The organism is Cedecea sp. NFIX57 (assembly GCF_900177785.1).
Classification (GTDB): Bacteria; Pseudomonadota; Gammaproteobacteria; order Enterobacterales; family Enterobacteriaceae; genus Cedecea; species Cedecea neteri_C.
The window spans coordinates 1-21,860 of the sequence record NZ_FXAS01000026.1 but is presented as its reverse complement, the minus strand read 5'-3'; the positions used below and the strand labels follow the sequence as shown (position 1 = coordinate 21,860).

The following is a 21,860-nucleotide window of genomic DNA, read 5'->3' as shown; positions in this document are numbered from 1 at the left end:
GTCTGATGGGGCTGGTTCTGCTGGCAATGGCGCTTATTGCCGCTAATCTCGGCGCCATGCGGCTGTCCGTGGCCGTGCTGTGGCAGACGCATGACGAGGCGTTGCGCGACATCTGGCTTAACATCCGCTTGCCACGGGTGCTGCTGGCGGCGCTGATCGGCGGCGCTCTGGCGCTGTCGGGCTGCGTGATGCAGGGGTTGTTCCGTAACCCGCTTGCCGACCCGGGTCTGCTTGGGATCAGCAGCGGGGCCGCGCTGGCGGTGGGTCTGTCGATTGTCATGCCGCTGGCTCTGCCGGCGGTTTTGGCGCTTTATGTCCCTATGCTGGCGGCGTTTGTCGGCAGCCTGGCGGTGACGCTGGCGATTTTCCTGCTTAGCAGGAAAGGCACCAACAGTTTGTCTCGTCTGCTGCTGGTGGGCATCGCCATCAATGCGCTGTGCGGCGCGGCGGTTGGCGTGCTGTCGTGGATAAGCAATGACGCTCAACTGCGCCAGCTCTCTTTATGGGGAATGGGTAGCCTAGGCCAGGCACAATGGTCAACACTGCTTGCCACCGCGTCGCTTATTCTTCCCGCAAGCGTGGGCATCTGGCTGCTTTCAAAGCGCCTGAACCTGCTCCAGCTTGGCGATGAAGAGGCACATTACCTGGGCGTGGATGTCAAAACAACGCAGCGGCATTTGCTAATCCTGAGCGCCTTGTTGGTTGCCGCTGCGGTGGCCATCAGCGGCGTTATCGGCTTCGTTGGTCTGGTGGTTCCGCATCTGGTGCGCATGTGGCTTGGATCCGATCATCGCTGGCTGGTGCCCGGCTCCGTGCTGGCCGGTGCCATGTTGCTGTTAGTAGCCGATACGCTGGCGCGAACGATTGTCGCGCCAGCAGAAATGCCGGTGGGCCTGTTGACCAGCCTGATAGGCGGCCCCTGGTTCCTGGCGATGATCTTTCGCAGCAAGGAGAGCGCGAGATGAATGAAGTTCTGTCCACGCACGATATTTCACTGAAGCTGGGCCACCGTTATCTGATTGATAACGTCAATGTCAGCCTGAAGCCGGGTGAAGTTGTGGCGCTGATTGGCCCAAACGGCGCGGGCAAATCCACGCTGTTGCGGCTGTTAACCGGGTTTCAACAGCCTGACAGCGGGCACGTTGCCCTGGCGGGCCAGGATTTAAATCAGTGGTCCAACGAAGCGCTTTCCCGCAAACGCGCGGTGATGCGCCAGCAAAGCAGCATGGCATTTAGCTGGACGGTAGAAGATGTGATTGCCATGGGTCGCGCACCCTGGCCGCAGGCGTCAACGGCCAGCGTCGTGGCGGAAGTCATGGCGCTGACCGGGTGTGAAGATCTTAGCGGCAGAGATTTTTGCCGCTTATCCGGCGGTGAGCAGCAGCGGGTGCAGCTTGCCCGGGCGCTGGCGCAGCTCTGGTGCGACGGACAACCTCACGGCTGGCTGTTTCTGGATGAGCCTACGTCGGCGCTGGATCTCTACCACCAGCAACACGTGCTTCGCCTGCTGCGCCGCCTGGCGCAGCAGGGAACGCTGTCGGTGTGCGTGGTGCTGCATGATTTAAATCTGGCGGCACTCTGGGCTGACCGTATCGTGCTGTTGCATAAAGGCAGGCTGGTGGCGAACGGCACGCCTGATGAAGTGCTGGAAGAGCAAACGTTACAGCGCTGGTACCAGGCCGATCTGCGGGTGTTCCGACATCCGGAACACCCGGTTCCTCAGGTAGGCCTGCGCCAGTGATCAGCTTGAGCAGCTGACTTCCAGCCGTTTTCCCCAGTCCGGTGGACGTTGCGTCATTTCGTCCTCACGATCGGAGAACGGCTGGAGCAGCGCCTCGTGGAGTTTCGCCAGTTCACGAGTATCGCCCTGCTCCGCGGCTTCGATTGCCCGCTGCGCCAGCCAGTTGCGTAACACCAGCGCCGGGTTCACCGCCTGCATTTTCTGCTGGCGTTCTGCGTCACTCACCTGCTCCGCCTGAAGCCGTTCACGATAGCGCCCGAACCAGGCATCAAAACTTGCCCTGTCGATAAACTCATCCCGCAGCGGCGACGCCGCGCTGAGCTGCTCCGTCACGCTCAGCATACGGAAGGTGCGCGTGTAATCGCTGCCTTCTTTGCTCATCAGGGCGAAGAGTTCACTCAGGATTTGGTTATCGGCCTGCTGTTCGGTAAACAGTCCCAGTTTGGCACGCATCCGCTGGCCAAAAGCACGCATGATGGCCGGCTGATAGCCGTCCAGAATCGCGTTCAGCTTGTCGGCACTGATAAACGGAGACAGTGTCTGCGCCAGGCGCTTCAGGTTCCAGAACCCCACCGCGGGCTGATTGTCGAAGGCATACCGGCCCTGGTAGTCGGAATGGTTGCAGATAAACTCAGGCTGGTAGTCGTCGAGGAAGCCGTACGGGCCGTAGTCCATGGTCAGGCCAAGAATCGACATGTTGTCGGTGTTCATTACCCCGTGGGCAAAGCCTGCCGTTTGCCAGCTTGCAATTAGCGCAGCGGTACGCGCCACCACGTCGCTGAACCACAACTCATAGCGTTCTTCAAGCCCCTGAAAATGCGGCCAGTGGTGACGAATGGCGTAATCGGCAAGCTGCTGGACTTTTTCCGGCTCGCGGCGATAGTAGAAATGCTCAAAATGCCCGAAACGCAGATGGCTTTCGGACACCCGCAGCAGCATTGCCCCCTGCTCAACCGTTTCACGCTGTACCGGCGTATCGCTGGTGACTATCGTTAATGCTCGCGTCGTCGGGATGCCTAAAGCATGCATGGCTTCGCTGGCGAGAAATTCCCGAATCGTGGAACGCAGCACGGCCCGGCCATCGCCCATGCGTGAGTATGGCGTCAAGCCAGCACCTTTGAGGTGCCAGTCAACCTTGCGTCCGTCCGCCAGTTGCTGCTCGCCCAGCAAAATACCCCGCCCGTCTCCCAACTGCCCAGCCCAAACGCCGAACTGGTGACCGCTATAAACCTGGGCGAGTGGCTGCATGCCGGGCAGTAGCGTTTCGCCACTCCAGATCCCCTGCTGCGACGCGGCAAAAAACGAGGCGTTAATCCCCAGATCGTCAGCCAGCGGCTGGCTGTGATAAAGCAGCCGGGCATTTTTCAGCGGCGTGGGGGTTAATTCGCTGTAGAACCCCGGCAGCTCATCGTGCCAGGTATTCAGAAAAGCTAAAGTATTGGTCATGGTTCCTCCGCCCGACAGTGTAGCCCCAGTAATGCATTTTAAACACGGTCGAGCAGCAGGGGCTTTAGTGAACCAGACCTTCATGAGGGGGGAAAAGTGAGGCCAGTTCCTCCGGCGGCACCAGCGGCCAGAGTTTACCCTGCATAGCGGCAAAGCCCAAACCCTGCACTTTACGCCGTGCGCTGGCGGAGTCTATCCCGGCAATCAGCAAAGCCTGACAATACGGTGAAACCTGCCCAAGAATGGCAAGCATAAAGGGTGAGAACGTGCGACCCGGAAGCTGTTTCTGAACAAAAAAACGGTCCAGAATCACATGCCGAAACAGGCCATCAAAAATAGATTTTGTGGTGGCATGGCCTGCACCAAAGTCAGCCAGACCGAGCGAGAAACGTTCAGCCAGCCAGGCCAGTCTTAAATTCGTTTTACCGCTATTTAAATCAGGAAAGCTTTCACCGATCGTTAATTCAATAAACGGCAAAGCCTTTAGCCGGATAAATAAATCCTGATTGCTAATTAACGCGTCAATAATAGTTTCATTAATATGAACCCAGACAACAAGTTGCCGGGTGATAAAGAAATTCTGATGTTCTTCTATTTGCGTTAATTTTTCTCTAAACAGTTCGAGATGCTGTTCCGGAGCAAGGTGAGGAATTAACAATTCGGTTGGAATACGAACTGGCGCACTGGCCCCCACGAAGTTTGCAACGATTTCGACGCCCAAAATGCTATCATCCGGCCTGACGACGGGGCGATAGTAGAGGTGAGAACAATAAACACTATCAAGTGAAACAATCATTTTGCCAGCCCTGTAGATTTCTGGTTGGACGGCAGAGAGATACGGCGCCAATCCGAAAATAGTCGGATAGCAGCTATCGCTGTGAATTTCACACTCATCCCTGAAACGTTTAAGCTTTATGTTTTAATAACTTTTAGCTTATCCTGGATATCCGTACATAGCCAGTTTTTAACGTAAATTCCGAACGGAATCACGAGCAATGATGCAAGGTAAAAAAGATTCATTCTCACACTGCTCATTCAGTAATTTACGCGTCGCGTAGCGGGCCATATCACCAATTGGGAAATAAACGCTGGTTAACGCCGGGCGAACAAATGCCGCGCGATCGCCACTGTCATAACAAATAAGGGATATATCCAGAGGAATGCGTAACCCCCGCTCGGTAATGGCCAGCATCGCCCCAACGGCCATCTCTTCGTTACAACAATAAAGGGCGCTGATTTTATATTCATCCAGCAAGGCCGAGGTTTGCCGATAGCCGCTGGGCATATCGTACTCCCCTTCCACCACCGCAACCGGAGTAATCCCCTGCTCTTCCATGGCATCGAGAAAGCCCTGACGCCGTAAAAGACTTGAGGCACGCTGAGTTGGGCCATGCAGGCAGGCTATTGCCAGATGGCCCGCATCCAGCAAATAGCGGGTGGCCATGTGGCTAGCCAGGCGATGATCGAAGACCACGCAGCGTGAGCTTAATGCGGGCACGTCTCTGTCGAGCACGATAAACCGGTTACCGCGTTCCGCCAGTTGAATCAGGGTTTCGTCGGCAATGGCACGGACATGGAGGATCAGCCCATCGCAGCGCAAGTTGTAGAGTCGCTGAATAGCATTGCGCTCGTTCTCTTCTACGCCACGCCCCTGCGTCACCAGAAGCTGTTTCCCGTTGGATTCCGCTTCGCTTTGCACCGTATCCATCAGCGCCCCGAAGAAACCCCCGGTGTATGACGTGGTCACCAGACCAATGGAATGGCTCTGGCTCGACGCCAGCGCTCTGGCTGCAGGATTGGGGGAGTAGCCAAGTTCAGCAATCGCGGCCTCCACTTTAATGCGGGTTTGCGATTTAACCTTAGTGTCGCCATTCACCACGCGGGATACGGTGGCGCGGGAGACGCCGGCGTGGGCAGCAACATCTTCGAGGGTGACCATGAAACAATCCTTAGCGGGAAAAGCACAATGCCTCCCGATATTACCTGATATTGCCAATACCGTTGACGTTGCCCGCAGATTTGCGGGAACGGTCACGGTTTTTCAACTTAGGTAAAATCAGAAAAGGCTATATACGGCGGGCTTGCCAGAATTTTTTACGCCAGTAGACGTTATCCAGAGAGGAACGCATTACGCCGCGGCTGGTGGACGCGTGAATGAACGTGTTGTCGGTATCATAAATGCCAACGTGCAGGCCGCTTTCACCCGAGCCGGTTTTGAAGAACACAAGGTCACCCGGTAGCAGCTCGTCTTTGTCAATTTTTGTCCCGATTTCTGCCTGCTCGCTGGTCATCCGCGGCAGCATCAGGTCAAACTTATCGCGGAAGGTCATCAGCACGAAGCCGGAGCAGTCCACGCCGCGTCGACTCATGCCGCCGTAGGTGTACGGTGTACCATGCCAGCTGCGGAGCTGATCGTTTAGCTGAGCGATAACGGTAATGGAATCGGAAAGCCTGGCGTTCGGATGAGGGGCATTATGACTACACCCCACCAACACTATGCATGCCACTGCAATAAGCCACAAACGCATTTTCAGACAACTCCCGGTCTTACTGTTTCCAGTAATTTAGCCTGTCGCCCGGAATTATTGCAAGCTTTCCACGATGTTATAACGGGCTTATCAGCATACTGTGCCCTTCGACACGCAATAACCGAAACGGCATTTGATAGGCAGCCTCTAAATTTTTCGGCGTTAACACTTCATCCCTGGCACCCTGAGCAACCATTTTGCCTTCACGCAGAAGCCATACCTTGTGGGCATGACGCAGGCTGTGGTTCAAATCATGACTGCTCATTACTATCGCGATGCCGGCTTCACAAAATGCGTGCAGAAGACGATCCAGCGCGGCCTGCTGGGCCACATCGAGGCTATTCATCGGCTCATCCAACAGCAAAAGTTGCCCTTCTGGATTGACCGAGGGATCAACCTGTAGCAGCACGGCCGCAAGACGAACACGCTGCCATTCACCACCGGAAAGCTGGTTGACCGCTCTGGTCAGTTTGTCTGAGAGCCAAAGCGACTCCGCCAGGCACAGCATTGCCGCTTCGGATTCAGGCGAAGATTGATGCAGTTGCAGGTAATGCCAGACAGGCATCGCAAACGGAGGAAGCTGGTGCTGGTTTAGCCAGGCCCGACGCCGGGAAAGCTCGGCAGGCAACCAGCCGTCAAGCGGTTGCTGTTTAAACAAAAGGCTGCCTTGCCCGGCGCTTAATCCTGCCATCCGCGTGAGCAGCGTACTCTTGCCTGCCCCGTTTGGCCCGACAAGATGGATAAGTTCCCCGGGCTCCACCGCCGCAGATATCGGCCCAACCCGACCCGCGACGGTGACGCCTGTCAGCTGCAGCAGGGACAAATTATTTCGCCAAAGCCTGTTTAATGGCGTCCAGCACCACAGGATCTTCCGGCGTCATGTCCGGTGAGAAACGCTGAATCACTTTGCCATCACGGCCAATCAGGAATTTTTCGAAGTTCCATAGGATGTCGTCAGGGTAAAGCGGGCCACGCCCTTTGCTGCTCATTCGCTCCAGGAAACCGCTACCTTCCGGGGCAACAGCGGCCGGACGCGCGTCAATCAGCTTTTGATAAAACGGATGGCGGTGCTCGCCGTTGACATCGATTTTGCTGAACAGCGGGAACGTCACGCCATAGGTGGTGCTGCAGAAGGTTTTGATCTCTTCGCTGCTGCCCGGCTCTTGCCCCAGGAACTGGTTGCATGGGAAGCCGAGCACGCTGAACCCCTGGGCTTCAAAATCTTTTTGCAGGTTTTCCAGTTGCTCATACTGCGGCGTCAGGCCGCATTTAGACGCGACGTTCACCACCAGCAGCACTTTTCCCTGCCAGCTCTCCAGCGTGGTGTTTTCGCCGTCAATGGTAGTGACTTCGGTATTCAGAACATTGCTTTGCATATCATCCTCTTCCTCTGTGAGCCGAATTAACGTCCGGCTTTCAATAATAGCCAGATAAACACCGGCGCGCCGAGCGTAGCGGTGACTACGCCAATGGGCAGCTCGGCAGAGCTTAGCGCAAGCCTTGCCACCACATCCGCACCAGTTAAGACCGCGGCCCCTGCCAGCGCGCTGGCAGGCAGCAAAACGCGATGATCGGTTAACCCGGCAAGCCTCAGCATGTGCGGGATCACCAGACCGACAAATCCAATCGCGCCGGCAAGCGCGACGCTCACACCAACCAGCCAGCCGGTCACTACAACCAAAATATTGCGCCAAAGCCAGACGGAAAGCCCCAGCTGCCGAGCTGAGTTTTCACCCAGCGCCATCAGGTTGAGCGGCGCATGCTGCCGACACAGCCAGACCACCACCGGCAGCAGCGTCAGCATCAGCCAGCTCTGCCGCCAGTCCACGCCGCCAAAACCGCCCATCATCCAGTACATCAACTGACGCAAGTCGAGGCTGGAGCTAAAGTAGACCGCCCAGGTCATCAGGGCGCTACAAATAATGCCGAGCGCGACACCTGCAAGTAATAGACGACTGGTAGAGAGATGACGACGGGAAAAACGTAACAGAATAAGAGTGATCGCTAAGGCACCGAGAATGGCACACAGCCCCAGCGCCCAACCTGGCAGCATCCCCTGCCCGAGCAGCAGAGCGATAACCAGCGCGACGCCAGCGCCATTGGAAACGCCCAGTAAACCGGGTTCTGCCAGAGGATTTTCAAACAGCGACTGCATAACCGTGCCGGTCACGGCCAGCGCTGCCCCCACCAGCAGGACCGCAAGCGTTCGCGGCAATCGGATTTGCCAGATGAAGAGCTTAGCTTCGTCACTCCACCAGGAAAGAGGTGAAAACCAGACATCCCCGGCGCACAGGCTCAGGACAAGCATAGCCACCGTGGCAAAGACCAGGGCTATTAGCCAGTGTCGCTCAAAGCGGCGTTGTCTGGTTACAAAATTCAGCATTCCGTAAAGGCTCCCCCTGCCCCGTTTATGCGCCTGATTTTACGGGGAGTTCGCCGAAGAGAACAAGCAAAGAAAAGACCGTAATAGCACGCTTGTCCCGAATTACTCTTATGCCGGTCGTTTCCGCGTAAACTGCTGCTCCAGCATTGAGCTTCCCCATTGCTCACCCTGCCATTGCCGGGTTAGTTCAAATCCCATCGATTCATAAAGATGGCGAGCCGCATTCAGGCCGCTAAAAGTCCACAGCTGCACGGCGGAAAACCCATACTCATCGCAAAAGCACATGGCCTCGTGTAATAGCGCCCGCCCGATACCGCTGCCACGGCACTCATCGTCGAGAATAAACCAGCGTAAATGGGCTTCGTGATTGCCCAGGTCCTCGCCATCGATGGATACAGAGCCTACTATTTTGCCATTGCGGAACACCACCCAGATGCGGTTACACGGGCGATCCAGCCGCCCTGAAAACTCCGCCAGCCCGGCGGCGACTTTCCCCTCAAAAAAATGGCCAAAGCCATAGTGCTTTGAGTAATAGTTAGCGTGCATTTCCGCCACGCGGCCAATTACACCCGGCTGGTATCCCGTCATTATCTCGAAGTTTTTTCTTCCCTCGTCGCCCGTCAACTCACCACGACAGGCTTTCAGCGCCTGAGCATAGTTGAACAAGCCATCCGCTACAGATTGCTGCGCCTGAGCATTCAGGTGCACCAGCGCCTTCTCTACGCGCATTCTGCCGTATCGGTGGATTTCCCTGACCGTTTGTTTACCCTGGGGAGTCAACTGGAGCCGCCTGGCTCTGGCATCTTCGTCTGAAACGCTCTCGAACAGTTCTCCCGCCTTTCGCAGTTTGCCTATCATTCGGCTGACGCTCGACTTTTCCAGGCCAAGTATCTGAACCAGATCGGCGGCAGTGACCTTCTCTCGCGTATCAATTTCCAGTAGGGCATGAACCGCAGAAGCCGAGTAGTTCGTCGCGGCAAGCGTTGAGTTCAGGAAACCAAGCTCGCGCACAACCTGGCGCGACGAGGCGCGAATAGATTCGATAAGGGTGCTGTCAGACATAATCGATACCGTTGAAATATGGTTGTACAATACAACCATTTGACGAGAATGTTTGTCAAGCGTATGTCGTTAAGCAATAGAGCTTAAAAGAAAAAGAAAAAGAAAAAGAAAAAGGCCGCGAATGCGGTCTTCATTTTTAAACTTAGCAAATTGAAATAAAAGGATTTATTTCTGGTCACGTCCACATACTGACCACATCAGCATAAAACCCCTCTTCTGAGGGGTTTCATTTTTACATCCAGTGAATTTGTTGCTGGCCGCCAGTCGCTGGATGAGGCAGCACCGGGTTTATTTCCCCTGGTTTTACGATGTAATGCTTTACGGTCTCAAACGTTACAAAGGTAGCGCTACAATTCACGTTCTGGCATTGATGATAACGCTCTTTGGTCGTGTCCCCCATATAGCGGCTGGTTCGGGCATGGGCGGCAGTTTTGCATAATGGACAATGAAACATCTAACACCTCGGGTGATTAGCTTGATGACTTTATTTTAACAAAATAACATTCAAAAACAATGAATTAAAACAACCCCTCTAATATTCATCATCAACTTCGTAATCAACGTCCTTTAACCTCACCTCAAGCTCTAAGCACGTCGTGTAGCCGCTATTGCTTAATGAGTGAGTTACCTTTGTGATCGTCCAGTCCTGCTCGTCTATAACGCGCTTATAGCCCGAGACACGCGCCGGGGTTTCCGGGTAAATATCAGCCCGCCCCAAAGCCAGCGAGATAGAAAACTCGGCGACCCCGCGCTGCAGCTTGTCCCACTTTGCCTGGGCGGCGCGCATGGCCTGCGCCTTTGACGCATAAATCGTGGTCAGAGCGAAAACATTATCCTCGGTGCCGGTCATGTATTCCCCTTCGCGGGCTTCCTGCTCTTTGACTTTCTTCACCTTAGCCTTGCTCACCGGCGTCGCTTTCGGGTGCTCCAGCGCGCGCAAATGCCGCTCTTTGGGTTTGCGCTTCACCTTCACCTGCTGCTTTTGCTTCTCCGGCTTCGGGTCTTTGGTGTGCAGCCATTTAGCCGTAACACCGGTGTATGCGCCCCGGTCAGCGATAGAGAAACTGTGACGATCGCCAGAGCTGCGCTTGATGGTAATGGCCGGAATAGGTTTGCCGCTGGCCGTGACCCCGTTCCCGGCCTTGAGCATCATCAGGCGACCGGCCTTGACTGACACCTCCGCGCCGTTCCGCTCGGCCAGTCGGGTAAGGAATTTGACGTCGGATTCCTGCGCCTGGTCAATATGCGGAATTTTAATCCCTTTCAGTACATCGGCGACCGCTGGCTCCAGTTTGTTTCGCCCGGCAATGGTCGCCACAATTTCCCCCAGGGTTGTATCGTGATATGAGGCTTCCCGGCGCGAGTTAAGCGAGCCACGAAAATCAGCACTACGCGCCCGGATCGTAACTTCATCCGGCGCGCCCCGGTGCTCAATCTCATCAACCGTAAATTGCCCCTTACCGATAAGCGCCTCACCTTTCCAGCCGAGGAATAAAGTCAGCACCGCGCCACGTAACGGGAGCTCAATCAGGCCGTCACTGTCATCGAGCTCAATGTCGAGCTGGTCGGCTTCAAATCCGCGGTTGTCAGTCATGCTCAGATTGATGAGTCGGTCGCTGATATTCTGCGTAATGTCTTTATTTTCCAACCGGAGTAAAAAGGCCGGTGTCGCGGTTGCCCCGACATCAGATAAAACTGTATTGAGCATCAGAATAAGCCTCCGGCTGCGCCACTCACTTTCGAAACCACATCCCCGGCCACATCGCGGGCTTTCCCGACCAGGCTCTCGGCCTGCTTACCAATATCCCCGAACATATTTGCGAGCGACTCATCCACGCGGGTAAGCTCCAGCGTAAAATCTATTTTTCTGGCTGTGCCGTCGTTAAAAAATTCCGCATTGGTCTGACGCACCGAGTTAACGACAAACATCCCGTAAATCGTGCCGGTTCCCTCAATCAGTGACCAGGCTTTCCCCTCATCAGCCATGAGCTTTAATGTCAGCAGCGAAAACCGCCCGCCGGTAAGTTCCGGGTAAAGTGTCCCGCTCAGCGTGATTTTTTCCTCCTCCACGCCGAGAAACTGGAACGCGGGGCGCTCACCGACGCGGCTGTTTGACGGCCAGCGCCAGCTAATATCATGTTGCATCGACTGGTACGGCAGCGTCTGACGCATAAAAACAAAAAGACCTAGTGCGAGCATCATCGTTAATTCCTCCTGTCAGTCATGCCGCATGCCAGAGCGCTGTTTAGCACGTTTTTCCCGGTCGATTCTTTCCACCGCCTCGCGCATCTGGCGGTCAAGGTCATGCCCTGGCATACCGCCGCCCTGCAGAGTGATGTTGTATTCGCTCCGGCTGTTGTCGACATACGAACGGCCACCAGGCACGCCGATGGGTTGGTATGCCCCGCCAGCGGTGGCCGGGATGTATGCGCTACCGGTGGCGGGTGAGTAACTCCCGTTCCCGCCCGGCGCATTTGCCCCGCCGGTGGCAAGGTCACCCGCCGCTTTGTTGATATCTCCCGATTCCTTGTTGATGACACCGAGCTTTTCGAGCACCCACGTAATGCCCTTCCTCAGCAGATTAAAGGCGTTGAGTGGGGCGAGCAGCGCATTAGCCAGCGCCTCACCGAACATCACCCCGGCGCTTTTACAGGAGTCGAGCGTTTCCTGCGTGGATTTCACCGGCGCAATCAGGTTTTTAAACCACTCCCACGCGGCCTTTAATTTCTCGCCCAGCCAGTCAAACACCGGCATCAGAGGGGCAAACATTTCACCGACCGGCGCAAAGGCCGTTTTAAGTCCCTCAACCACGCCAGCGAAAAAGGCGTTGATGGGCTCCCAATATTTGCGGATTAGCAAAGCCCCGGCGACGATGGCCGCCACCACGGCGACCACCGGCCAGGTGATAGCCCCGATAGCCGTGACAATGGCACCGCCTACCACGCTGAAAATTGTCCCGAGCAGACTGGCAGCCGCGATGATCGCATTAATACCCGCCACAACCGGCCAGGCAATCAGACCGATAGCCCCAATAGTGCCAATCAGCGCCAGCGCGCCTCCGGCAATCAGGCCGAGGGTTTGCGCGAGCTTTTTATTGTCCGTTATCCATTTATCGAGCCTTAACACATAGCCCGTCGCGGCCTGGGTCAGGCTGCGCAACGAGTCATTTTGTTGGTCGAAAAGGTCAGTGCCTACCGCCTCATAAGCAGACTGAAACTCTTTAAAGTCGCCCCCGAGGTTGTCCTGCATGACTTTGACCAACTCCTCGGTCTTGCCGTCCGAGGCTTTAAACGCGGCGGTTAACTGGTCGAGCTTACCGCTGGCCGCTGCGGTCATGAGCACGGCGGCGGCAGAGCTGGCCTCCTCGCCGAAAATAGTTTTCATGTACTCACCGCGCTGGCTCGTTCCGAGATTATTTTTTATGAAACTTGCCTGCATTTCTTTCAGGATGCTAAAGATTGGTCGTGTATTGCCTTTGCTATCAGCCGTCTTAACGCCGAGCTCTTTAATTGCCTGGAATGCTTTCCCGGTCGGTGCCTGCAGGCGACTCAGAATCGCACGGCTACCCGTCCCCGCCATTGAACCAGTAATTTTTGCATCATGCAGAGCTCCCACCATTGCGGCGGTTTGCTCGATGCTGACCCCGGCATTTTTCGCCACCGGTGCCGCATAGGTCAGCGCATCACTGAGGCCGTCAAAGTCGGCGGCGGTCTTGTTCATTGCCATAGACAACACATCGCCGATGTGTGACACCTGATCGTTAGAGAGCTGAAATGCCGAGCGCATCCCCATTAAAAGCCCGGCGTTCTCTTCCATCGTCCGGCGGTTAGCCAGCGCCATATTCAGCGTGACCGGCGTCGCCGCCTGAATGGCTGCGGCATCCCCACCACCCTTCGCGATAATAATCTGAGCTCCGGCCGCATCGTCAGCCGACGCCGCGGTATTATCGCCGAGCTGGCGCGCCTGTTTGCGTAACGCCTGCATTTCCGGGGATTGTTTATCCACCCCGAGCACGGCCTGCAGCTCAGAGTTTTTCTGCGCAAAGTCATACCCTGGCATCAGCAGTTTCACACCGGCCATCGTTCCCGCCGTGGCGATACCGACCCCGGCAGCCCCAACGGCAGCCGCACTGCCTGAGAGCTCCTTGCCGGATTGATAGCGCTGTTTGACAGCGCTGAGTTTGGCCTGTTGCGCGCTGACTCGCGCCAGTGCCTCCCGCTGTCGATTTAGCTGCGCCGTTGTTTCGCTGAGGGAGTTTTTCAGGCGGCGCTCGTCGCTGGCCAGGGTGCGGGTATTTATACCAGCCTGCGCCAGCTCCTGGCGCTGACGTTGCACCGATTGCCGAAGGCTGTTTTGTTTGAGCTGTAGCTCGTTAGCGCTGCGGCGCGCGGCATCCATTGCGCGTGTCTGCGCGAGTGTGGGTTGTTCGGTGTTTTTAAACTGGATAGCCAGCGCGGCGGCTTCCTGTTTAGCCTGCTTCAAAGCCTGACCAGTGACCGCGAGCTGTGCGCTGGTTTTACGGAATCCCTCAATTTTTGAGGCCTGGCCGTTCAGCTCGCGTAATGATTTCTGTGATTCCCGGATATCACCCGACAGCGATTTGCTCGCTGTCTGGATGGATTTAAACGGGCGGGTCGCCTGGTCAACAGCTTTGAGTAATACCTGTAACTTAACGTTATTACTCATCTGTGTTTCCGCTTCGCTGGAGCGCTTTGTCGCGCCATGAGAGGAGCTCGGTCACGCTCATCGGGTAAAGCTCGGACGGCGGCCAGTGGAAGATAACCGCAATATCTGCGATGAGATCGTCGACCGAGAATTTTTCAGGAAATACTATGCCGCCGAATTCGGTGCCAAAAAACCGACCACCTTCCCGGCCATCGCCAGAATATCCGGCAGCTCAAGCGCCGCGACTTCCTGCTCCGTCAGGTTCGGGTAAGTCATGCGCGGCAGCACTTTAATCAGCGCATTCACATCAGAGTTAGCCACATCAGCCAGCGAGACGCCGCGCAGCGTGCCGGTATTGGGTTTAATCAGCGTAACTGCGGCAATAACCTGCTCACCGCGTTTAATCGGCGTATCGAGGGTGATCGTATTTTCAGGATTGGTTAATACTTCTTTTGCTTTACCCATGTCGTTGCTCTCTTTTGTCAGAATTTTGGGGGTTCCCGGCGAGTTATTCCCGCCGGTGCAGGGGTTAAATCAGACCGATATTTTTGCGGTGTTCGGCCAGTCGGTCGACGCCGTTCACCTTCTCAATACCGTTCAGCACGTCGATTTCAATGACTACCTTCCCGTTGATGGTCAGTTTGAAGTAAGTGCAGATAACCGGTAATTTGCTCTCGGCTTTCTCGCCCTGCTTGCTTTCGCCGGTGTCCATTTCCTTCATTTTGAAGCGGGTCACCACCTCAACCGGCACAATTTCGCCGGTGTCGTCGCGCTGGTAGGAGCCTGCATAACGCAGTGCTTCACCGGTGCCAACCGCGCCGTACATTGTCCAGATCGCCTCATCCGGGAAACCGCCGAGACTCAGCTCCATTGAGAGCGCATCATCGTCCAGGCCGAAATCAATCGGGGCTGCGCCGCTCATTCCGGCACCGCGATACATTTCCAGTTTGCGGGTCAACTTCGGCAGCGTCAGCGAGGTTACGACGCCCAGGTAGCTAACACTGTTGATGAATACATTCATCATTTTTAGTGTGCGTGGCATTGCCATTTAATCGGGCTCCTTATCGGCTGACCGCAGCGGCCAGGGTGACGAGATATTTGTCGGTAATACGCTGGCGCAGCGTCAGATTTTCGAGCGGTGGCACCGGCGTAAAATCGTAATCAAGAATGAGTTTGCCGCCTTTCAGGGTTTCTTTGTCGTTGGCGCTTTCGTCAAACCAGCAGGTCGCGCCGACGATATAACCCGCCGTGGCCATCTCGCGGAATTTGGCATTGATGCCGTCCACAATGTCGCGGATAAGCGTCGGGGAAATGGGTTTATCAACCGCCCACATATGCCCCTCAGCCATCGTGTCGGCGATAACCTGCGCGGTGCGGGTGTAGTTCTCAAAGAGGAATAACGGATCATCAGAGCAGGTGCGGTTACCCCAGAATCGGAAACCGTCCTTACGAATCAGCGTGGTGACCCCGGCCTCGTTCAGCAAATCGGCATCGGTGCCGGATTCCTGCAAATCCCAGAACACAGACGCGCTGATGCCGGTCACGCCCTGGACGCCAACGTTAGACAGCGTTTTATGCCAGCCGACCGTCTGGTCGATGTAAGCACGTAGCCCCATTGCACGGGCGGTGGCGTATGCCGTGGCGCTTGTGCTGGTCACGGTGTCCCAGGCAATAAAGTCCGGCCAGATGAGCATTAATTCACGCTGGCTGAAATTCTCGCGGTACTTGATGCAGTCTGAAACGGTTTTGCAGCCCCAGGCGCTGATATAGCCGAACGCGCGGAGCTTTTTGCAGACCGACGCGAGCGCGATTGCCACCTCTTTTGTATCGAGCCCTGGCACACCGAGAATGCGCGGCTTGACGCCGGTCACCGCCTCAGCGGTCAGCAGCGCTTTAAGCCCGGTGTATTTGCCGTTCTCATCCGTGGTGCCGATGATGTTCGAGATGGTTTCAGCCTGCGCGGCCTCTTCATCGTCGCCGGTTCCCTCGGCGACACGCACAATAACGGTCACCGGTTTAGCCTGGTCGGCGATAGCCTGCAGGGACGCGGCCAGGGTGCCTTTTTTACCGGCTTTGGCAATCGCGTCCTGCACTTTGGTAATCAGCACCGGCTCATTGAGCGGGAATGTTTTTTCGTCGGCATCACTGGCGGTGCATACCATGCCAATAATTGCCGTCGAGACAGTGGAAATGACGCGTGTGCCGTCGTTAACTTCGACGACCTGGACGCCGTGGTGGTAGTCACTCATCCGGTTTACTCCGTGGTGGTTGGGTGAGTGATATTTTCTGACGCGGGGCGGGAGGGGGCGAGCGGTTGGGGTTTTGCTGTCGGTGACACAACCGGGAAAAGAAAAAACGCCCCCGGTCGGGAGCGCTTTATCAGGCGGGAAGCACAGGCCATGTGATTTTAGGCGCGGCGGTCAGGTCTAACCGACGCAGCGCGGCGCGATAAGTCCGAAGCGCTTCAAGCTCAACAGCTTCATCTTCTGAAATATCGCCATCCTCGAGCGCACCGGCGAGCCAGTCAATGCGCCTTGTCGCCTCACTCATGCGGTTGTCACGCTCAGTTGTGGCGATAGCAAGCTGATCGCGAATCTGCTGCAATTTACCGTCTTTATAAAACCAGTCATCGCCCAGGCTTACACGCATATTTGCTTTTGTCGCGGGCAATTCAACGGCGCTCAGGTTCATCGGAAAGAACGCATAAACATCAGTACAAAATGTTCTTACCCGGCCATCTTCGTCATAGCCAACTTTAAGCGTGTTTTCACTAAATTGCTTTTGTACGTCGTACCAGTCGTTTCCCTGTTCATCCTGCAAATAAATCACCTTGCCACCATCGACAGTAAGCGCTTTCCCTTTAGGCGTGTACTGCGAAAACTTCCCGAATTGCTGCATCATTTTTTCCTCAGTTAATAACAATCCATTGGCCATTTATCAGCTTGCGAAGATAGCGAATATGAAATGCGCCGACGTTGTTCGCGCCGCCGACCATAGAAAAGTTATACATAGCACCGCCATCCGTTCCCTTCGGGTAACCTCTGCCATCCCAAAACTGAATTTCAGTCGCGGCTGTAAGGTCGATGTTCTGCACAAAATTCTGATAAACCCAGCCGGTCGTCGCCATGTTGTTACCCAGCCATTGACTCAACCAGCCGCCCCACACCGGGCCGTAAACATCACCATTTTTCTCGAGAATACCGTCGCCTGCATAAACTGAACCAGGGAAAGATAGCGAATTATCATTCGGGTTAAATACAAGCGTGCTGTCTCTAAATGACCCGTCCCCAAGCTGCTTGCATACATGAATGCAATAGCTCGGATAATCAGCATTACCCGATACAAGTACGCCTTGACTAATTGCTGCCCGGTAGCCCTTTCCTGCTGTTGTCACTGTCGCCTTTGTCATGGGCAAATAGACATTGCCGCTTGCATCAAAGTTAGCTGAATAAAGCAGCGCGCGGCGGTCATTGACTTGATTTTGAAACATCCCCCCGCCAGGCCAGACGTTATCTTTGATGTTGTAATGCTCAGCATTATTGATATAACCAGCATCACCACCCCCGACAGCCACAAACTCTTTTACGTCATGCGTGGCGATATCACCCAACCCAATATTTTTACGCGCCTCAGCCGCGTCCTTAACATCAGAAAGATTCTTGTCAGCCTGCAGGCGCTTACCGGCATTTTCATCAGCCTGTTTAGCCAGGGCATAAGCAGCTTTAACGGCTTTCGGCGTGGCGGCCAGCGTCTCGCTGTCGCTGTCGGTGGCGCTGCTCAGTTGCACAAACCCTTTATCTTTCAGCGTGCCGTCAGGGTGATTGCGTGATTTGGCGTGTTTGTCGAGCGCATCGTCAACGTACTCTTTAGTCGCCATCACCGTGGAGCTGTCGACCTGCAGCTCGACCGAGGCAATATTGCTGACAGCAATCACCATGCGCACGGTTTGTGCGCGCCCGGATCCCTCGGCGAGTAGCGGTTTGTAGCTCTCAGCCATGTTAGCCACCGCGATGAGCACGCCCTCGCTGTCATAAAGCCCAAGTTCTCGCGTCCAGAAGCCGCCCACCTCCGGCGGGATAATCAGCTCGACCACCACGCAGTTAGCATATTTGGGGTGCGGGGTGATCGTGTTGATAAGTGCGCGCCACACCTCACGCACCAGGGCGGTTTGCTCCGGTTTGGGCTCGGGCAGCGAGCCGCCACCATCCCCTACGGCCATTGCGGTAAAAATAACTTTCTTCCCGTCAGGTGGTAAACCGGCAGCCAGCTTTTGCACCCCGGCATTGGTGAGAATAGTTTTAAATTTTTGACTCATTTCAGTAGCTCCATTTCGGGGTAAACCGTCACAATCTCGCCGTCGTAAGTCGTGCCGCCGACGTACAAATCACCCGCAATTTCCTGAATGATGTTCAGGCCAATCAGGTGACGGCTTGCGGCTTTGGCATCAGCGATAAGGCGCTCCATTTCCTGATACATTTCCTCCGTGATACCGCTTTCCAGTACGCCAATATCCAGGCGAAAAGTGCCGGGCTCGTCGTCGGTCTCCCACCACTCGGTAACCTTAATCATGTAACCCAGAGGCTCGACCACGCGCCGGATGGCACCGATAGTGCCTTTGCTCCGGTGGATGAAATACGCGGTACGCACCACGTTCCGCTTTGTCTCTGCCGTCCAGTTCTCGTCCCATCGGTCGACGGAAAACGCCCACGCCAGGTACGGGAGCAGACTCACCGGGCAGGTGTTGGGGTTCCATAGCGTGCGTAACTGAATCGGCGTTCGCGCGATATCAGCCAGGGCGCGGGCGGCGGCGACCTCCAGCGGCGACGAGCCGACCGGCAGCAGGCGGTTATCACTCATCGGATCCCCCGTCTTTCAGCACGTAGGCGGTGCAGTAAGAAGCCTGATGCTTTGCGAGCACGATATCGGCCAGCGGGGAAGCCAGCTCGACACGCTGCACGCCCTCGACGTGCAACGCCCCGTAAATGGCTGACAGCCGGATATCCCGCCCGAGTCGGTGTTGTGCCGAGATATAGCGCTGGATTTGTTTTTCGGCGGCGGCTTTAATCGGCGCGGCTTCGGGACCAGGGAAAAAATACAGCGTGGCGTCAATCTGGTAGGGAACAATCTCGGCGGCCTGCACGGTCACACGGTCAGCCACCGGGCGCACGTCCTCATCGTTGAGCGCGCGGGTCACAACGGCAATCAGGTCAGCCCCTGCAGTGCCATTGCCCTCGCGCGACAGCACGGTCACAGTGACACACGCCGGGGATGGACTCTCAACCGCAATATCGGCGACCCGACCGTCGGCGCTCAGGCCGTGATATTCATATGCCCCGACCGGACCCGCCACGCTCATTCCCTCAAATGCCCGCTGCGCCCGCAGCCGTAAATCGCTATCGGACTCCATGACAGCAGGTGTCGACGGGATGGTCGTATCGTCTGCCGGAGTAAGCACAAGGCGCGCAGTGTTATTGTTTGCGGCCATCACATCGAGATCGGTGCCGTTTGCGTAGGCCAGCATGACCGCGCGGGCGGCCTCGTTCACACGCTGGCGCAGAATCACCTCACGGTAAGCGTTCTCCTGCAGCAGCTTGACGATGGGCTCGGATTCCAGCTCGAGCGTGCGCGCGATAGCGTCCTGTGTATCTTCCGGGTAAAGCGAGATTAACGTCGCCTTGCGCTCGGCCAGGATGGTTTCAAAATCGAGATCCTCAACGATTTCAGGCGCGGGGAGCTGGCTCAGGTCAATGGTTGGCATAGGTATCAGCTCAGCGGAATGGAAAGGGAAAGGCTTGCGCCCGAGTCGGTAAATTCGCCGGTGATATCGACGACCATTTCGCCGTTAAACCGGGTTTCAAAGGTGATGCCGTTCAGCCTGACGCGCGGCTCCCATTTCAGGATCGCCATATAGCAGGCGGCGCTAATTTGCAGGCGCAGCGCCTCGTTTTGCGGCTGGTCAGTCAGGGCAGACAACAGCGAGCCATACTGGCGACGCATGACCCGCGAGCCGACCGGCGTAATAAGAATGTCCCGGATGCTTTGCCGGATGTGCTCCGCGTCGCTGACGCTCAGGCCGGTGGTCTGATTCATGCCGAGATAACGGGCGGTCATTGGGTGCCCTCCGTCATACTGCCGCCGCGCTGGACGCCGCCGTGAGCGTGCTTATCAACCTGCACGCCGTTGGAGGTGAACGAGCCGCCGGAATGCGTGATGTTGCCGCCCATTTTCCCGCCTTTCTGCACGTCCAGCGTGGCACATGTCAGCTTATTGGTGCAGACCACTTCCGGTGTATTGAGCGTGACGCGGGTATCGGCTTTGATGGTCACCACCGGTACCGAGGCGGTCAGCGATTCAGATGCCGTGATATCAGCGGTTTTAATCCCGCTCACGGTCAGGGCGCTGGTTTTAGGCTCGTACTCAATCACCGCGCCGTCCGGGAACGAAATATGCAGCGCATCGGCAGAGGCCGAGGGGGCGGGATTGTCGTCGGAATAAATACCGGGCAGCACAAACGCCGTATCGAGCTCACCGCCAACGGCCAGAATCATGACTTGTTCGTTGACAGAGGGAGCCCACCATGTACGGGATCGCCCGGCGCGGGACGTGAGCCACTGGAGCCAGTCTGTTACGTTGCCTCCGGTCTGGACGCGACATCGCCCCGTTGCCGTGTCGACTTCAACAACGACACCGGTGCGGATGAGATTGCGAATAAGCCGTAGAGTTTCATTGAGTTGTATATTCATGAATGCATAATGACTCGGCAATGCCTCAAAAAAAATCATGTTATGCTTTGTGGTAAATCACACAACAAACCTCTTTTTTCAGGAAAAATTTGATGATTAGTTTTTTTGTAAACAAAACAACCCAAATATCTCTAACATCATATAGAGAGAAGGTTTTATCCAAAGATCAATCTAAGCATGGCTTTGAGCTTGAAAAAATAACACTACTCACTCATATGATTGATAGTTTTTTACATGCCCCACAAAAATGGGATGACCTATCTCAGTTCAACATAGAAAATATCAATGGTGTTTTTTTGCACGAGCTAAGCAATGGAGATAACAGTCCCAAAAGTACAAATATTTTATTTGTAATGTGCGCTAGATTTTTTCTGGAAAGTTACATTTTTGAGAGTGACGATAGCTACCAACTAACTAATGCAGTGAAGAACTTTATTATATACAGGCAAGATGATTTTGATGAAGAAGCATCAATACAAATCACATACACGCTCAAGGAAATGCCACTCTCAGTAATGAGGAAACTATTAAGCAGCGAAGCCATAAAAAGCTATAATGAGTATAATTACAATATAAAAAACCTAAATGCAATTCAGTCTGAATGGGATAAAGAACTGAATTCAAAGATAGAAAAGGTCGACAAACTAAAAGAAACACTTGAGAAGCACTCATCTGCATTTAACTTTGTAGGTTTGTATCAAGGCTTTTCAGAGTTAGGTGAGAAAAAGAAAGGCGAACTTAATATAGGCAAACGGCTAATGCTTACTCTTGGTTTTGTCCTTCCAATCCCTTTGCTAATTGAAGCAATTTATTTGTATTTTAACTCCGCCGCTCAAAACAACATATATCACTATATAGCTTTAGTGCCTATTTTTTCGATCACTGTAATTCTTGCCTATTTCTTCCGGGTATCACTTAATAATTTTAACTCAGTAAGAGCACAGCTCATTCAAATTGAATTAAGAAAAAGCCTTTGCCAATTCATCCAGAGTTATGCTGAATATGCCCAAGATATTAAAGGAAAAGATAAAGAATTACTCATAAAGTTTGAAGAAGTTGTATTCTCTAATATTATGACATCAGAAGAGAAGATACCTTCGACATTTGATGGACTGGAGCAACTAGCAAACCTGGTGGCATCTATAAAAGGGAAGTGAGTGGATAACCCATTCACTTCCTTTTGCAGCGACTCGGCGCATGTAGAGCGGAAAACGTTTTTGCACTTTTTTCTAAAATATTTTGCACTCACACAAGCTTAAAATGGAGTGCAAAATATTTTTAAAATTCGATGC

At 54.8% G+C, this 21,860-nt stretch carries 24 protein-coding genes and 1 pseudogene; 3 read left to right on the top strand and 22 right to left on the bottom strand.

Annotated features, from left to right (window positions below; translation table 11 throughout):
- Positions 1-5: 5 nt before the first annotated feature.
- Positions 6-965, top strand: coding sequence for a FecCD family ABC transporter permease (locus B9Y90_RS19410; RefSeq protein ID WP_039296715.1), 960 nt, complete (start codon positions 6-8; stop codon positions 963-965).
- Complete coding sequence (locus tag B9Y90_RS19405; RefSeq protein WP_085542232.1) at positions 962-1,741, top strand: heme ABC transporter ATP-binding protein; 780 nt, start codon at positions 962-964, stop codon at positions 1,739-1,741. The genes B9Y90_RS19410 and B9Y90_RS19405 overlap by 4 nt, the downstream gene beginning before the upstream one ends.
- Here B9Y90_RS19405 and selO read toward each other — a convergent pair whose 3' ends face one another.
- The 22 genes and pseudogenes from selO to B9Y90_RS19295 form a co-directional block, all read right to left on the bottom strand.
- Complete coding sequence (gene selO, locus B9Y90_RS19400) at positions 1,742-3,187, bottom strand: protein adenylyltransferase SelO (protein ID WP_085542231.1); 1,446 nt, start codon at positions 3,185-3,187, stop codon at positions 1,742-1,744.
- 64 nt (positions 3,188-3,251) lie between these two features.
- The gene (locus tag B9Y90_RS19395) at positions 3,252-3,983 is read right to left on the bottom strand and encodes an EAL domain-containing protein (RefSeq protein WP_085542230.1); all 732 of its coding nucleotides are present in this window, start codon (positions 3,981-3,983) and stop codon (positions 3,252-3,254) included.
- A 168-nt stretch (positions 3,984-4,151) separates the two neighbouring features.
- Positions 4,152-5,126 (bottom strand): LacI family DNA-binding transcriptional regulator, encoded by a 975-nt coding sequence (locus B9Y90_RS19390; protein WP_085542229.1) that lies wholly within the window; start codon positions 5,124-5,126, stop codon positions 4,152-4,154.
- A gap of 127 nt (positions 5,127-5,253) precedes the next feature.
- Positions 5,254-5,715 carry a C40 family peptidase gene (locus tag B9Y90_RS19385; RefSeq protein ID WP_039292396.1) on the bottom strand — a complete coding sequence of 154 codons (462 nt, stop codon included), beginning with the start codon at positions 5,713-5,715 and terminating at the stop codon, positions 5,254-5,256.
- A gap of 76 nt (positions 5,716-5,791) precedes the next feature.
- Positions 5,792-6,538 (bottom strand): vitamin B12 ABC transporter ATP-binding protein BtuD, encoded by a 747-nt coding sequence (btuD, locus tag B9Y90_RS19380; RefSeq protein WP_085542228.1) that lies wholly within the window; start codon positions 6,536-6,538, stop codon positions 5,792-5,794.
- 1 nt (position 6,539) lies between these two features.
- Positions 6,540-7,091: a glutathione peroxidase gene (locus tag B9Y90_RS19375; protein ID WP_039292394.1), complete on the bottom strand. Its 552-nt coding sequence runs from the start codon at positions 7,089-7,091 to the stop codon at positions 6,540-6,542.
- Between the two features lie 26 nt (positions 7,092-7,117).
- Positions 7,118-8,098, bottom strand: a complete 981-nt coding sequence (gene btuC, locus B9Y90_RS19370; protein WP_085542227.1) for a vitamin B12 ABC transporter permease BtuC — start codon at positions 8,096-8,098, stop codon at positions 7,118-7,120.
- A 108-nt stretch (positions 8,099-8,206) separates the two neighbouring features.
- On the bottom strand, positions 8,207-9,160 hold the full coding sequence (locus B9Y90_RS19365) for a bifunctional helix-turn-helix transcriptional regulator/GNAT family N-acetyltransferase (RefSeq protein WP_085542226.1): 954 nt from the start codon (positions 9,158-9,160) through the stop codon (positions 8,207-8,209).
- A 232-nt stretch (positions 9,161-9,392) separates the two neighbouring features.
- Complete coding sequence (locus B9Y90_RS19360) at positions 9,393-9,614, bottom strand: DNA-binding transcriptional regulator (protein ID WP_085542225.1); 222 nt, start codon at positions 9,612-9,614, stop codon at positions 9,393-9,395.
- Between the two features lie 78 nt (positions 9,615-9,692).
- Positions 9,693-10,868, bottom strand: coding sequence for a phage late control D family protein (locus B9Y90_RS19355; RefSeq protein ID WP_085542224.1), 1,176 nt, complete (start codon positions 10,866-10,868; stop codon positions 9,693-9,695).
- Positions 10,868-11,362, bottom strand: a complete 495-nt coding sequence (locus tag B9Y90_RS19350; RefSeq protein ID WP_085542223.1) for a phage tail protein — start codon at positions 11,360-11,362, stop codon at positions 10,868-10,870. Before B9Y90_RS19350 ends, B9Y90_RS19355 begins: the two co-directional genes overlap by 1 nt.
- A gap of 15 nt (positions 11,363-11,377) precedes the next feature.
- Positions 11,378-13,846: a phage tail tape measure protein gene (locus B9Y90_RS19345; protein WP_085542222.1), complete on the bottom strand. Its 2,469-nt coding sequence runs from the start codon at positions 13,844-13,846 to the stop codon at positions 11,378-11,380.
- Positions 13,839-13,994: a GpE family phage tail protein gene (locus B9Y90_RS19340; protein WP_085542262.1), complete on the bottom strand. Its 156-nt coding sequence runs from the start codon at positions 13,992-13,994 to the stop codon at positions 13,839-13,841. Before B9Y90_RS19340 ends, B9Y90_RS19345 begins: the two co-directional genes overlap by 8 nt.
- Entirely contained in the window at positions 13,991-14,290 is a 300-nt protein-coding gene (locus B9Y90_RS19335) for a phage tail assembly protein (RefSeq protein WP_085542221.1), read from the bottom strand. The genes B9Y90_RS19340 and B9Y90_RS19335 overlap by 4 nt, the downstream gene beginning before the upstream one ends.
- A 64-nt stretch (positions 14,291-14,354) precedes the next feature.
- Complete coding sequence (locus B9Y90_RS19330; RefSeq protein WP_085542220.1) at positions 14,355-14,873, bottom strand: phage major tail tube protein; 519 nt, start codon at positions 14,871-14,873, stop codon at positions 14,355-14,357.
- Positions 14,874-14,886: 13 nt separating this feature from the next.
- Positions 14,887-16,074 (bottom strand): phage tail sheath protein, encoded by a 1,188-nt coding sequence (locus B9Y90_RS19325; protein ID WP_085542219.1) that lies wholly within the window; start codon positions 16,072-16,074, stop codon positions 14,887-14,889.
- Between the two features lie 130 nt (positions 16,075-16,204).
- Entirely contained in the window at positions 16,205-16,759 is a 555-nt protein-coding gene (locus tag B9Y90_RS19320; protein ID WP_085542218.1) for a tail fiber assembly protein, read from the bottom strand.
- A 673-nt stretch (positions 16,760-17,432) separates the two neighbouring features.
- A pseudogene (locus B9Y90_RS27570) lies at positions 17,433-18,140 on the bottom strand (phage tail protein); the annotation flags it as partial.
- Positions 18,137-18,682: a phage tail protein I gene (locus tag B9Y90_RS19310; protein ID WP_085542216.1), complete on the bottom strand. Its 546-nt coding sequence runs from the start codon at positions 18,680-18,682 to the stop codon at positions 18,137-18,139. The pseudogene B9Y90_RS27570 and the gene B9Y90_RS19310, both read right to left, overlap by 4 nt.
- A complete protein-coding gene (locus B9Y90_RS19305) occupies positions 18,675-19,583 on the bottom strand; it encodes a baseplate assembly protein (RefSeq protein WP_085542215.1) in 909 nt (302 codons plus the stop codon). Before B9Y90_RS19305 ends, B9Y90_RS19310 begins: the two co-directional genes overlap by 8 nt.
- A gap of 5 nt (positions 19,584-19,588) precedes the next feature.
- The gene (locus B9Y90_RS19300; RefSeq protein WP_085542214.1) at positions 19,589-19,936 is read right to left on the bottom strand and encodes a GPW/gp25 family protein; all 348 of its coding nucleotides are present in this window, start codon (positions 19,934-19,936) and stop codon (positions 19,589-19,591) included.
- The gene (locus tag B9Y90_RS19295) at positions 19,933-20,568 is read right to left on the bottom strand and encodes a phage baseplate assembly protein V (RefSeq protein ID WP_085542261.1); all 636 of its coding nucleotides are present in this window, start codon (positions 20,566-20,568) and stop codon (positions 19,933-19,935) included. Before B9Y90_RS19295 ends, B9Y90_RS19300 begins: the two co-directional genes overlap by 4 nt.
- Positions 20,569-20,660: 92 nt before the next feature.
- On the opposite strand from B9Y90_RS19295, the gene B9Y90_RS19290 reads away from it, so the two are divergent.
- On the top strand, positions 20,661-21,725 hold the full coding sequence (locus B9Y90_RS19290) for a hypothetical protein (RefSeq protein ID WP_085542213.1): 1,065 nt from the start codon (positions 20,661-20,663) through the stop codon (positions 21,723-21,725).
- Positions 21,726-21,860 lie beyond the last annotated feature (135 nt).